Genomic DNA, 12,070 nt, shown 5'->3' with positions numbered 1-12,070 from the left:
GGGGAGGGTTAGGGAGAGGGGTCCACACGGGGACACCATCGAGAACGAAAAACTTCTTCGCATCAGTGACACCTTTTGCTGGGTACCCCTCTCCCCGCCCTCCCCCGCAAGGGGGGAGGGAGCGCAGTTGTGTGCATGGCGGCAGCGTAGATTCACAACAAGACGCGCGGCGAGGACACAGGCTCAGATCAGCGTGCACGACTTCCTCACGCCGCTTCTGCCCTTAAATGCTCCACCAGCATCTTCGCCGGGCGGGGCAGCGCCTTGAAACTGCGCGCGCAAATGGTGAGGCGGCGGTTGGCCCAGGCGTCGCGGAGCCGGACCACGGCGAGCGGCATCAGCTTGGCGCAGCGGCGGGCGGCGGATTCCGGCACCAGGGCAACGCCGACCTCGGCGGCAACCATCTGGCAGATCGCGTCGAAATCACGCAGGCGCGCGCGGAAATGCGGGCGCATGCCGAGCCGGGCCGCGTGCTTCGAAATGTGCATCTGCAGCGCGGTGGCGCTGGTCAGGCCGACGAAGTCGCAGGCTCCCGCCTCCTGGAAGTCGATCTGGCGCCGGCCGGCGAACGGGCCGCGGCGCGCGGTCACCAGCGTCAGGCGATCTTCGCTGAACACGAAGCGCTCGATATGGTCGGGCAGCGCGTGCTCGGCAGCGAAGCCGAGATCGGCCGCGCCCGCGGTGATCGCCGCCGCAATGTCGGTGCTCTCGCGCTCCTCGATGTCGACGGCGACATCGCGATGCTCGCGCAGGAAGCCGGCAAGCGCCTTGGGCAGATGCTCGGACAGGCCCGACGTGTTGGCGAGGAAGTGCACGCTGGCACGCACGCCGGAGGCAAAGCCGGCGAGATCGCCGTGCATGGCGTCGATCTGGTGGATGACGAGCCGCGCATGATCGAGCAGGCTCTCGCCGGCCGCGGTCAATTCGACGCCCCGCCGTCCGCGCTTGAGCAGCGCGACGCCGAGCGCGTCCTCGAGCCCCTTGATGCGCGCGCTGGCCGAGGCCAGGGCCAGATGCGACCGTTCTGCGCCGCGGGTGATGCTGCGCTGGTCGGCGACCGCGATGAAGAGCTGGAGGTCGATGAGGTCGAAGCGCATGGCAGGTCTCCCAGCCTTCGCTTCCTACGAAGGCTTACTCCGTAACCTCCAGATTGTGCGCCGGCGCGGCTTCGGTCAATGTGCCGGCATGATCGACCCGCTGCTCATCCTCATCGCCGCCGTCTTCCTGATCGCCGGATTCGTCAAGGGCGTGGTCGGTCTTGGCCTGCCGACGGTGTCCATGGGCCTGCTTGCGGTAAGCATGGCGCCGAGCCGCGCCATCGCCATCGTGATCGTGCCCGCCATCGTCACCAACATCTGGCAGACCTTCGTCGGCCCGTATTTGCGGGATATCCTGCGGCGGCTGTGGCCGCTGATGATCGGCACCGTGATCGGCTGCTGGCTCAATGCCGGCGCGCTGACCGGCCCGCATGCGCGCTACGGCACGATCGTGCTCGGCGTCCTGCTCGTCGTCTACGCGGTGATCGGCCTGAACAAATTCAAGTTCCACGTCGCGCCCAGGAACGAGAAATGGGTCGGCGGCGTGGTCGGCGTCGTCACCGGCGTGATCTCGGCCTCGACCGGCGTCCAGGTGATTCCCTCGATGCCGTTCATGCAGGCGATCGGCATGGAAAAGGACGAGCTGGTGCAGGCGCTCGGCGTGTTCTTCACGACGGCGACGCTGGCGCTCGCCTTCAACCTCACCGCCGTTGGGTTGTTGACGCCGACCAATGCCGTGCCGGGCGCCGTGGGCCTCGCCATGGCCTTTGCCGGCATGTTCATCGGCCAGTCGGTGCGGGCGCGGATGCCGGCCGAGGCGTTCCGTCGCTGGTTCCTGATCGCGATGATCCTGCTCGGTTTTTATCTTGCCGGCAGCGCGCTGCTGAAGGAGCTCGCCTGAACCTACGACTTCGGCTCGTAACCCGGCACCCATTTTTCGTGCTGGGGCAGATCGTCCCTAATCGTCCACCATGGCGCGCACGAGGAGGTGAAGACGTGCAGGCGCGGCCTGACTTGCGGATCGTCGTCGAGCAGGCCGGCGGGAACGCTGATTGTCGGAAGATAGCTCGCCTTGCCCGGCGTCGGGCAACCGCAGGTCTTGCAACGATGGCGGAAACTGCCCGGCGAGGATTCGTAAGCCACGGTCGCGTCCTCACCCGCGACGAAGCGAAACTTGTCGGCATCGACATGGGCGTAGGTCGCGAAGGCGGCGCCGGCCAGCTTGCGGCAATTGGCGCAATGGCAGTGCGTCAGCGCACGCACCTTGTCGATCTCGAAACGCACGGCGCCGCACAGGCAGCTTCCACGAATCATCGAAACCTCCCGAGCACGGCCTCGATCGGGGCCGCATCTCATCCGTTCGAACGAGTTACCGGCTCTCCAGCATGGCGACGCGGATGCCGAGATAGACGAAGAGGCCGCCGAGCGCGCGGTTGACCCAGGCGATCGCGCCCTCGGACTCGCGCAGCCGGTGGGCGGCCTTCGCCGCGAACGCCGCCAGCACCAGGCACCACAGCGTTCCCGTAAAGATGAAGATCAGGCCGAGCGTCAGAAAGGCGAGCGGCTTGTGCGGCGCATCGGCTGCGACGAATTGAGGCAGGAAGGCCAGGAAGAACAGCGCGACCTTGGGATTGAGCGCGTTGGTGAAAACGCCCTGGAGGAAAACCCGCCGCAGCGTGCTGCGCACCGGCTCGTCGATCGCCGCTGCCAGCACCGGGCGCGACCACAGCATCTGAAGCCCGGTCAGGACGAGATAGGCCGCACCGACCAGCTTCAGGATCGAGAAAGCGGTCGACGAGGCCATCAGCAGGGCCGACAGGCCGATCGCCGCGGCCGCAACATGGACAAAACAGCCGCAACTGATGCCGAATGCGGCGGCGGCTCCGCCCCGCCAGCCCATCTGCATGCTGCGGCCGATGACGTAGACGGAATCGGGCCCGGGCGTGACGTTGAGCAGCACTCCCGACAGGATGAACAGCCAGATTTCGTGAATGCCCAGCAATGGTGGTTCCCCTGCCGCCGTCCGGGCGGTCGCCACCACTTAGTTGGTTCGTCCCTCTCCGTCCACCGCCGGAATTGCGTGGGATTTACCTCGAATTTGCAATGCGGATCCCACTATCGCTCGGCTGCATCTGCTCTATAAAGGCAGGGTTCTTGAAATGCGGGATTCGAGGCGACTGCCACGCCGTGGCCGGTCTGTCCTCCCTTGGAGCTGCGAGAATATGGAAAGACGTCTGGCTGCCATTGTCTGCGCCGATGTCGCCGGCTATTCGCGCATGATGGGCAGCGACGAGGCCGGTACCCATGCTGCCTTCAAGGCCCATCGTGCCGCGATCCACCCCATCATCCTCAATCACGGCGGCCGCGTCGTGAAGAACACCGGTGACGGCTTCCTGCTGGAATTCCCCTCCATCGTCGGCGCCACGGAGGCCGCGATCGCGATGCAGACCTTGATGGCGGAACGCAACCACCATCTGCCCGCCGACCGCGCCATGCAGTTCCGCCTCGGCATCCACATGGGCGACGTCATCGCCGACGAGGACGAGGTGTTCGGTGACGATGTCAACATTGCCGTCCGCCTGGAAGCGGTGGCGAGCCCCGGCGGCTTCGCGATCTCGGCCAAGGCCTTCCGCGAGGCGAGCAAGCATCTCACCGTGCCGCTGGTCGATGCTGGCAACCACCGCTTCAAGAACATCAAGGACCCGATCGGGGTCTTTACCTGGACGCCCGAGGGCGCCCCGGCGCTCGCCCCCGAGTTCCGGGAGGCATCCGCCCTCTCGCAGCAGTATCGCACGGCGATCGTCGGCGTGCTGCCCTTCGCCAATCTCAGCGACGCCCAGGACGAATATTTCTCGGACGGCCTCACCGAGGATCTGATCCACGCATTGTCGCTGCAATCCTTTTATCGCGTGCTGAGCCGCAACTCGACCTTCGCTTTCAAGGGCAAGAACACCAGCACGCGCCTGATCGCGCGCGAGATCGACGCCACCTATCTGATCCAGGGCTCGGTGCGGCGCGCCGGCGCCAAGATCCGCGTCACCGCCGAGCTGATCGCGCCGGAGACCGGCGAGCAGCTCTGGACCGGCCGCTACGACCGCGACATCGGCGATCTGTTCGCGATGCAGGACGAGATCACCACCAACCTGTCCGCCGCCATCGCCACCGAGATCGTCAGGGCCGAGGCCTCGGCGCCGGCGCGCCTCTCCCCCGACGTGACCGCCTGGGACCGTTTTCTCAAGGGATTGTCGCACTACTACCGGCTGACCAAGGAAGACTCAGCCGCCGCCATCGACCTGTTCCGCGAGGCCATCCGCCTCGATCCCAAACTGTCGATCGCGCACGCCTATCTCGCCACGATCCAGATCCAGAGCATCCAGTTCGGCTGGGTCAAGGGCACGCGGGAGATGTGGGCGGAGGCGATGGATCTCGCCGAAACCAGCGTCCGGCTCGATCCGCGCTCCTCCTTCGCGTTCTCGATCCTGTCCTGGGTCCATGCCATGGAGGGCCATTACGAGGCGGCGATGGACGCCGCCAGGCGCGCGGTCGCGCTGAACCCCTACGATAACGGCGCGCGCGGCGTGCTCGGCATCTGCCATTTCGTCATCGGCGAGCACCGCGAGGCGATCGAGCTGTTCTCGATGGCCGCGCAGCGCGACAACAGCGACCCGCGCTACCAATGGGCGGCACTGAACGCCTTCAGCCACTATCTGTTGCGCCAATATGACGCGACCCTGTCATGGGCGCGCGAGCAGCTCTACATCAACCCCAACCACATGCAGGCGCTGGCGATTCGTGCCGCCGCGTTGGCGCAACTGGGACGAAACGACGAGGCGAGCGAAGCCGCCCGCGTGCTGATGAGCAACTACCCGACGCTCAACGTCGACCGTCACCTGCGCAATTTCCATTGGAAGAAGCCCGAACATCTCGCCCATTATCGCGAGGGCCTGCTGAAGGCCGGCGTGCCGCTCGGCAAGCTGACCCTGGTTCAGAGCGACGTCAAACGCGCCGCCGAGTCCTGACGGGCGCGCCGGGGACACTCATTCTGATCCTTGGCGACCTCGCGCCTGCTCTTATTGACACGACAGTGAAATCGGCCACACTTCGTCACACGCTGAAGTAGTATATTGTGCTGTCGGTTTGTTAGGACTTTCCGCGCTTGATCGGCGCGCCATTTCGCGATTCGCTGTTTTCAGGATTTGGGCCATGCATCACCCCGCCTCGAAGCCTCCCTTCGATCCGTCGATCCCGGTCTCGCCGAACAATCCATGCCCGTTCCTGCGCGGCCTCGTCGGTGAAGGTTTCGTCGAGGGCGGCACCGTCCCGCTGAACACGCTGTCGCAGACCATCGCAAATGCGACCGGCGAGACCGGGCTGAAGAAGGTCTCGGCCCGCATCCAGGTCCGCGGCGTTGCGCTCATTGCCAACGGCTTCAAGCACATCCTGAAGAGCATCTGGTCGGGCGCGCAGCTCGACGCGCTGCGTGGCGGTCCGCTCGACAAGCACGGCGCCGGCTCGCGCATCCTCGGCGTCGACGGCAAGGTCAACGAGGACGAGATCGCGCGGCTCGCGAGCTTCGGCCGGGCCTACACCGACCTGAACACCGGCGACAGCGAGCCCGGCCTCAACGCTGCGGAAATCAAGACCTTCATGCGCGACAACCTCAAGCGGGCCGGCAGCGCCGCACGCTGGTACTACCCGCTGCTGATGAAATTCGAATGGCCCATCCTTTTGAAGATCATCGGCAAGGGCAAGACGGACGAGGAGCGCTATCTCAGCGTGGCCGACGTTCGCACGCTGTTCAACGAGCGCCGATTCCCCGACCGCATCAATCAGCGGATATTGTCGCAGCCGCTGCTGTCGACCTGCCAGCTGCGCTTTCGCTGGGTCGTCGCGCTGACGGCATTCGTCATCGGCCTTGGGCTCGTCGCGCTGGTGGCCATCGCCGAATTCCCCAACCAGGTCCGCGCCATGCTGCCGCAAAAGGGCATCCTCGTGAACCTTCTGCCGCCGCCTTTGCCTGCAGTCCCGGAAACGAAGGCCGCCTTCTGGCTCGAGCAAAACTGGTCGCTGAAGGACCGGCACTGGTTCCATCATGCCAGCCAGGGCACCGCGACCTTTCCGGTACCCTATGAGTGGTTCATGGCGCTGGAGCAGCCGCGCCTGCATCTGTTCTCGAAGCCGGGCATGATGAAGGACAGCAGCTATCTCGAAGGCTTCGGCTTCATCCCGAGTCCGCAGTCGATCCAGACCGACACGACGACATTGCGCCGCTTCGGCTACGCCAATGTCTACGAGACGACGCAGTTGCCGGACTGGTCGACCAGGTGGACGCCGGCCGAGAACGTCGACGGCCTGCCGGTCGGCTTCGCGCGGATGACCGGCGTCGTCGATCCCGCGACCGGCCGTCGCGAGGAGGACAAGATCGGACTGACCTGCGCGGCCTGCCACACCGGCCAGATCCACTACCAGGGCGTGGACGTCCGCTTCGACGGCGGCCCGGCCATGACCGACCTGAAGAAGCTGGAGCTCTCCACCGGCCTGTCGATCGCCTATACGCTGTACGTCCCGTTCCGCTTCCAGCGCTTTGCCGATCGCGTGCTCGGCCCCGATGCCAGCAAGACCGACCGCGCCGCGCTCAAGCAGAAGCTCAGCGCAATCGGCACGTTTCTGATCGACTGGGCGAAAACCCAGCAAAGCACGATTGAAGGCAAGAAGACCTGGGACGGCAGGCAGCAGAAGGACACCGAGGAAGGGTTTGGCCGCCTCGACGCCCTCAACCGCATCGGCAACCAGGTCTTCTCGCAGGACCTGGCGCTGAGCGGGGTCAAGGGATTCGAGAAGAACCTGCACGCCCAGGACGCGCCGGTCAGCTACCCCGCGATCTGGACCGTGCCCTGGTTCAAGTTCGCCCAATACGACGCCTCGATCGAGCAGCCGCTGATCCGCAACGCCGGCGAAGCGCTCGGCGTAACCGCGCTGCTCAACCTGTCCGACGCTTATCCGGAGGAGAGGATTTGGCGCTCCTCGGTGAACATCAGGACGCTCGGCTGGATCGAGGACATGCTGAGAGGCCCCGATCCGTTCAAGGCGCCCGATCCTTCCACCGGTCCGAAGTTCGGCGGCCTGCTCGCGCCGAAATGGCCCTCGCAGATCCTCGGCGACGCATGGCGGCTGAAGCCCGATCGCGTCGAACGCGGCCGCGCCATCTATGCCGAGATGTGCTCCGGATGCCACCTGCCGGCCGTCGACACCCCCGCCTTCTGGTCATCCAAGCACTGGGAGCCGAGCGGCGACAGCAAGGTGCTGAACGCCGTCACGATTCCGCTCAAGGAGATCAACACGGATCCCGAGCAGTCGCTCGTGCTCGGCAACAGAATCGTCGATGTGCCGGCCTTCCTGAAGGTGAACACGGCCGACCTCCAGACATGGTGGCAATGCGAGGTCCCGACCGCGAGCAAGTCGCCCAACGAGATGGTCTATGCCCTCGGCCTGATGACGGTGGTCGATCTCGTCGCCCGCAAATGGATGGACGATGAGAACATCCCGGAGGCAGAGCGGGGAAAGATGTGGAACATGGCCCGCAAGAACTGCCTCAATCCGGCGCCCGATCCGCGCTATCGCGCGCGGCCGCTGAACGGGATCTGGGCCACCGCGCCTTACCTGCACAATGGCTCGGTGCCTTCGCTGTATTGGCTGTTGAAGCCGGCGAGCGAGCGCCCGCAAAAATTCTGCATGGGCCGCCGCGACTATGATCCCGAGACTGTCGGTTTTGCTGTCACCGCAAATGAGACGTGCAAGACGGGTGAAACCGAGTTCTCTGCGACGGGATCCGACGGCAAGCCGGTCCAGGGCAACAGCGTGCTCGGCCATTCCTTCGAGCGCAAGGATGGCGAGCCGAAACGCCCCGGCGTGATCGGCCGCGAATTCAAGGACGACGCCGAGCGCTACGATCTGATCGAGTATCTGAAGACGCTGTGAGCTTACGCGTCATTGCGAGCGCAGCGAAGCAATCCAGATTGTCGCCCCGGAAGCAGTCTGGATTGCTTCGTCGCAAGGGCTCCTCGCAATGACGGAGAACGAGGACACTCTTCATCGTCATTCCCCCTTCACTTGAACAGCGGCGTGCCCGGCACGAAGGCGTCGAAGGCGGCCCAGAACTGGGAGCGGTAGCGATCCTGCTCCTGCAGGATCTCGTGCTTGGCGCCGGCGATCACGAGATGGGATCCGGCACGCAGATGATAGGCGAACTCCTCGATCGCCGCGGTCGAGACCACGGTGTCGTTGGAGGCCGCCAGCATCAGGATCGGCTGGCGGATCTGGGAGGGATAGTTCACGCGCTTGAACGTGTGCATCGCGCGGAAGGCGGTATCGGCCCAGGCGACGGTCGGCGACGCCAGTCCGAGCGTCGGGTCCTCCTCCAGGATCGCGGCATTGCGTGCATAGCGCACGGGATCGCTGGTCACGGGATTGTTGATGAAGGGATCGAGCCCGGTGAGACGGTCGCTGCCGCCGGGGACATAGCGGCCGCCCTGCCCGAGCAGGCGCATCGTCTTCAGCAACGCCCGCACCGGAAACGAGGTGGTGCGGCCGGGCAGGTCGATCATCGGTGCCGACAGCACCATGCGGTCGAACCAGCGCTTGCCAGCATGCGCCACCCGCAGCATCACCGTGCCGCCCATGGAATGGGCCAGCGCGAAGAACGGCGGCGGGCAATCCGGCAGCACCACCTGCTGCACGAAGGCTTCGACGTCGATCTCGAAATCGGCGAAATCGCGCACGTAGCCCTTGCGCGGGTCGCGCAGGCGGCGCGAGGAGTGCCCCTGCCCGCGCCAATCGATCATCGCCACCGCAAAGCCGCGGTCGCGCAGGTCGCGCACGGTCTCGAAATATTTCTCGATCTGCTCGCTGCGCCCGGTGAAGACGCAGACCGTGCCCTTGCGGTTCGCCGGCGGGGCCCAGCGTGCAAAGCGCAGCTCGACGCCATCGGGGGTCTTGATGGTGCCGCTGACGACGTTTTCGGGGACGGGGTTGGACGGGATCGAGACCAGCGTCATGATTGGAGGTGCTTGGGCGCGAAGTGCTGCAAATCAAGGGGCCAAAGCGCCGAAAAGGCGCAAATGCCGCCCTCTTGAACGCCGTCTCGTTCCACCCATATCACCTTCGTGCAGGCCGCTACCAGTGTTTCGGAACCGGAACATCAGGCTGCACACAGATGAAAGCCCGGCCCGATTGGCGGGCGGGTATCCAACAGTCGCTCAATGGAGGACTTGACCATGCGTAGCTACGATCTCACCCCCTTCTATCGTTCCACCGTCGGCTTCGACCGCCTCTTCAGCCTGCTCGACCAGGCCGGTTCGGACGGCAGCAGCCCCGGCTATCCCCCCTACAACATCGAGCGCACCGGCGAGAACGCCTACCGCATCACCGTTGCGGTTTCGGGTTTCGCCAAGGACGAGCTCTCCATCGTCGCGAAGGAAAACACGCTGACGATCAAGGGCGAAAAGGTCGCCAACGAGAACAGCAAGAACGAAGTGCTGTACCGCGGCATCGCCGCGCGTGCCTTCGAGCGCGCTTTCCAGCTCGCCGACTTCGTGCAGGTGAAGGACGCCTCGCTCGAGAACGGGCTGCTTCACGTCGACCTCGTCCGTGAGATTCCCGAGGCGAAGAAACCGCGCCAGATCGCGATCAACACCGGCGCTCCGAAGGCGCAGGTGATCGAGAACTCGGCCGCGCAAGCCGCCGCGTAAATCGCGCGCCACTTCCAAGTTACGAAACGCCCCGGTGCCCCGGGGCGTTTTTTTGCGTGTTCCGTCCACGGCTCTGGTTTTCGGTCGAAATGGAAATACGGGTTCGAGTCGTCATTCTAGGATGACATGGTGCTGCATAGGCCGGGCTGCGTGTCGCGGCCGGTACATCGATCGCGCAATCACGACGCGCCCGATCAAATGCCTGTCACGGGTGAGTGACCAAGCGTAACGCCACCGCCTCGCGCGCCGTCCTTTGGAGATCGAACACAAACGAGACGGAAAACGATCATGACTTTTTGGCGCAGCCTTTTCGTCGCCGCGAGCCTGCTGGCGGCTCCCATCAGCTTTGCCCATGCGCAGACGGTGAAGGCCAAGAACGTCGTGCTGGTGCACGGTGCCTGGGCCGACGGCTCCAGCTGGTCGGAGGTGATCCCGATCCTCCAGGCCGCAGGCCTGCATGTCACGGCTGTGCAGAATCCGCTGTCGTCGCTCAGCGATTCCGTCGAGGCGACCAAGCGCGCGCTGGCCGAGCAGGATGGTCCCACGGTGCTGGTCGCGCATTCCTGGGGCGGCACCGTGATCAGCCAGGTCGGCACCGATCCGAAAGTGACCGGGCTCGTCTATGTCGCCGCCCGGGCGCCCGATGCGAACGAGGATTTCGTCGCGCTGTCGAAGCAGTTTCCGACCGGCCCGGTGCGCGCCGGCATCGTCGAACGCGACGGTTACACCAAGCTCTCGGAAGACGCCTTCCTGAAGTACTTTGCCAATGGCGTGAAGCCTGAGCAGGCCAAGGAACTCTATGCCGTGCAATGGCCGACCGCGGCCTCGATCTTCGCCGGCCGCACCACGGAAGCGGCATGGCGCAGCAAGCCGAGCTGGTACGCTGTGTCGAAGAACGACTACACGATCAACCCCGATCTCGAGCGCTTCCTCGCCAAGCGCATGAACGCCACCACGATCGAACTCGATGCCGGCCATCTCTCGCTGGTGTCGCATCCGAAGCAGGTGGCGAATCTGATCCTGGAAGCCGCGGGGTATCCGCGGAGCTAGGGTGATCGCTGAAAATGCAAGAGCGCCCGAGATCTTCAGGCGCTCTTTGTTTTACTCAATCTCTCCCCAATGTCGTCCCCGCGAACGCGGGACCCATAACCCCAGGGAGTAGTTTGGCGAAGATTCTCAGTTCGGTACTCGCACCTCATCCCCACCGATCAATCACGCGGTTTGGATCCCCGCGTTCGCGGGGATGACACCGTTGGTGAGGCCGACGGTGAGGCCGACGCCGTCGCGCCAAACTCGCAGCGCTAATCGAGCCCCTGTGCGGCGGGCATGTCCTGGGTCGGCAGGATCGCCGGGGCAGGCTTGGCTTGGCCGACGGTCGGCGCGGCGCCTGCCGGAGCGGCCTCGACAGGCTTTGCCTGCACGGCAGAGGTCTGCTGCGCGGCCTGCGCCTGCGGCGCTTGAACCTGCTGCGTCGCGGGCTTGGCCGCGGCAACCGGCGTCTCGGCGCGCCGCGGGGCGGCCTTGGGCAGCGGCACGGCGCGGCTTGCCACATGCGGGATCGCGGCTGGCGGGCGCGGCGGGCCGCTGCGGACCATGGTTGCCGGCGGCAGCGCGGTTTGCGGCCCGTAAGGCGCGACCGCGCGCTCCTCATAGGCGGGCGCCATGCCGTAGGCGTCAGTGGCCGGCACGAAGCGGATGATCCGACCATCGCGGGCGTCGATCACGAGCCGGCCATCGTCGCCGCGGCGGTCGATCACCGCAATCGTGTAGACGCTGCCGCGCAGGCGCGGGATGCCGAGCGGCGAGAAGCCGTTGTCGCGCAGAACCGCATAGACCTCGGTGGCCGGCAACAGCGCAGGCGCCGGGCCGCGCTCCTCATAGCCATAACCGTAGCCGTAGCGCGGCGGCGGGGGTAGCGCGGCTTCGCCCGGCACATAAGGACCGTCGAAATCCGACGCCGCGACATAGCCCCCGCCCCCGATACCGCTGGCCGGAACTTGGGCCCGAGCGGCGGTTGCAGCCAGCACCAGCGCGGCAGCGGCCACACATCCTGTGAAAAACTTCATGGTCAATACGCTCCTGTCAGGCCCCCGAATGCCTTGCGCTCTTTCGCTTCTTGCGGCGTGGCGCTCGGATCGAAGGGCTGAGGCGAAGCTTCATTGGGGATTCCGGCGTCCACAGGGCCGGATCAGGGCGCGTTTCCTCCAAAACCGCGGCTGCGCAACTTTTGGAAAGCGATTGATTGACATTAGGGGAATCGGGACTTCCGCACGCTTGTGTGCTAGA

10 protein-coding genes are annotated in these 12,070 nt (G+C 65.3%); 5 read left to right on the top strand and 5 right to left on the bottom strand.

Going from position 1 to position 12,070, the window contains the following annotated elements:
• Positions 1 to 206: 206 nt before the first annotated feature.
• Entirely contained in the window at positions 207 to 1,097 is an 891-nt protein-coding gene (locus AC066S_RS01675) for a LysR substrate-binding domain-containing protein (protein WP_478268758.1), read from the bottom strand.
• Positions 1,098 to 1,185: 88 nt separating this feature from the next.
• Here AC066S_RS01675 and AC066S_RS01670 point away from each other — a divergent pair, with 88 nt between their 5' ends.
• A complete protein-coding gene (locus tag AC066S_RS01670; RefSeq protein WP_126259559.1) occupies positions 1,186 to 1,938 on the top strand; it encodes a sulfite exporter TauE/SafE family protein in 753 nt (250 codons plus the stop codon).
• A 2-nt stretch (positions 1,939 to 1,940) separates the two neighbouring features.
• Here the strand turns inward: AC066S_RS01670 and AC066S_RS01665 are convergent, their stop codons facing one another.
• Complete coding sequence (locus tag AC066S_RS01665) at positions 1,941 to 2,351, bottom strand: GFA family protein (protein ID WP_126259461.1); 411 nt, start codon at positions 2,349 to 2,351, stop codon at positions 1,941 to 1,943.
• Between the two features lie 55 nt (positions 2,352 to 2,406).
• Complete coding sequence (locus AC066S_RS01660) at positions 2,407 to 3,039, bottom strand: LysE family translocator (protein WP_126259460.1); 633 nt, start codon at positions 3,037 to 3,039, stop codon at positions 2,407 to 2,409.
• Between the two features lie 220 nt (positions 3,040 to 3,259).
• Here AC066S_RS01660 and AC066S_RS01655 point away from each other — a divergent pair, with 220 nt between their 5' ends.
• Together AC066S_RS01655 and AC066S_RS01650 are read left to right on the top strand one after the other, a co-directional pair.
• A complete protein-coding gene (locus AC066S_RS01655) occupies positions 3,260 to 5,056 on the top strand; it encodes an adenylate/guanylate cyclase domain-containing protein (RefSeq protein WP_478268757.1) in 1,797 nt (598 codons plus the stop codon).
• A 184-nt stretch (positions 5,057 to 5,240) separates the two neighbouring features.
• Complete coding sequence (locus AC066S_RS01650; RefSeq protein ID WP_478268756.1) at positions 5,241 to 8,015, top strand: di-heme-cytochrome C peroxidase; 2,775 nt, start codon at positions 5,241 to 5,243, stop codon at positions 8,013 to 8,015.
• Positions 8,016 to 8,143: 128 nt separating this feature from the next.
• Here AC066S_RS01650 and AC066S_RS01645 read toward each other — a convergent pair whose 3' ends face one another.
• Entirely contained in the window at positions 8,144 to 9,091 is a 948-nt protein-coding gene (locus tag AC066S_RS01645; protein ID WP_135170221.1) for an alpha/beta hydrolase, read from the bottom strand.
• Positions 9,092 to 9,310: 219 nt separating this feature from the next.
• Here AC066S_RS01645 and AC066S_RS01640 point away from each other — a divergent pair, with 219 nt between their 5' ends.
• Positions 9,311 to 9,784 carry an Hsp20 family protein gene (locus AC066S_RS01640; protein ID WP_028134231.1) on the top strand — a complete coding sequence of 158 codons (474 nt, stop codon included), beginning with the start codon at positions 9,311 to 9,313 and terminating at the stop codon, positions 9,782 to 9,784.
• A 288-nt stretch (positions 9,785 to 10,072) separates the two neighbouring features.
• The gene (locus AC066S_RS01635; RefSeq protein WP_126259455.1) at positions 10,073 to 10,834 is read left to right on the top strand and encodes an alpha/beta fold hydrolase; all 762 of its coding nucleotides are present in this window, start codon (positions 10,073 to 10,075) and stop codon (positions 10,832 to 10,834) included.
• Between the two features lie 251 nt (positions 10,835 to 11,085).
• Here AC066S_RS01635 and AC066S_RS01630 read toward each other — a convergent pair whose 3' ends face one another.
• A complete protein-coding gene (locus tag AC066S_RS01630; protein WP_478268755.1) occupies positions 11,086 to 11,850 on the bottom strand; it encodes a hypothetical protein in 765 nt (254 codons plus the stop codon).
• Positions 11,851 to 12,070: the final 220 nt, after the last annotated feature.

Source organism: Bradyrhizobium sp. CFUWI, assembly GCF_056429085.1.
This window is presented reverse-complemented; position numbering and strand designations above follow the sequence as displayed.

Bases quoted from the DNA above. Each gene is read 5' to 3' on its own strand.
- AC066S_RS01675 (WP_478268758.1), bottom strand. From the start codon at position 1,097: ATGCGCTTCGACCTCATCGACCTCCAGCTCTTCATCGCGGTCGCCGAC.
- AC066S_RS01670 (WP_126259559.1), top strand. From the start codon at position 1,186: ATGATCGACCCGCTGCTCATCCTCATCGCCGCCGTCTTCCTGATCGCC.
- AC066S_RS01665 (WP_126259461.1), bottom strand. From the start codon at position 2,351: ATGATTCGTGGAAGCTGCCTGTGCGGCGCCGTGCGTTTCGAGATCGAC.
- AC066S_RS01655 (WP_478268757.1), top strand. From the start codon at position 3,260: ATGGAAAGACGTCTGGCTGCCATTGTCTGCGCCGATGTCGCCGGCTAT.
- AC066S_RS01650 (WP_478268756.1), top strand. From the start codon at position 5,241: ATGCATCACCCCGCCTCGAAGCCTCCCTTCGATCCGTCGATCCCGGTC.
- AC066S_RS01645 (WP_135170221.1), bottom strand. From the start codon at position 9,091: ATGACGCTGGTCTCGATCCCGTCCAACCCCGTCCCCGAAAACGTCGTC.
- AC066S_RS01640 (WP_028134231.1), top strand. From the start codon at position 9,311: ATGCGTAGCTACGATCTCACCCCCTTCTATCGTTCCACCGTCGGCTTC.
- AC066S_RS01635 (WP_126259455.1), top strand. From the start codon at position 10,073: ATGACTTTTTGGCGCAGCCTTTTCGTCGCCGCGAGCCTGCTGGCGGCT.
- AC066S_RS01630 (WP_478268755.1), bottom strand. From the start codon at position 11,850: ATGAAGTTTTTCACAGGATGTGTGGCCGCTGCCGCGCTGGTGCTGGCT.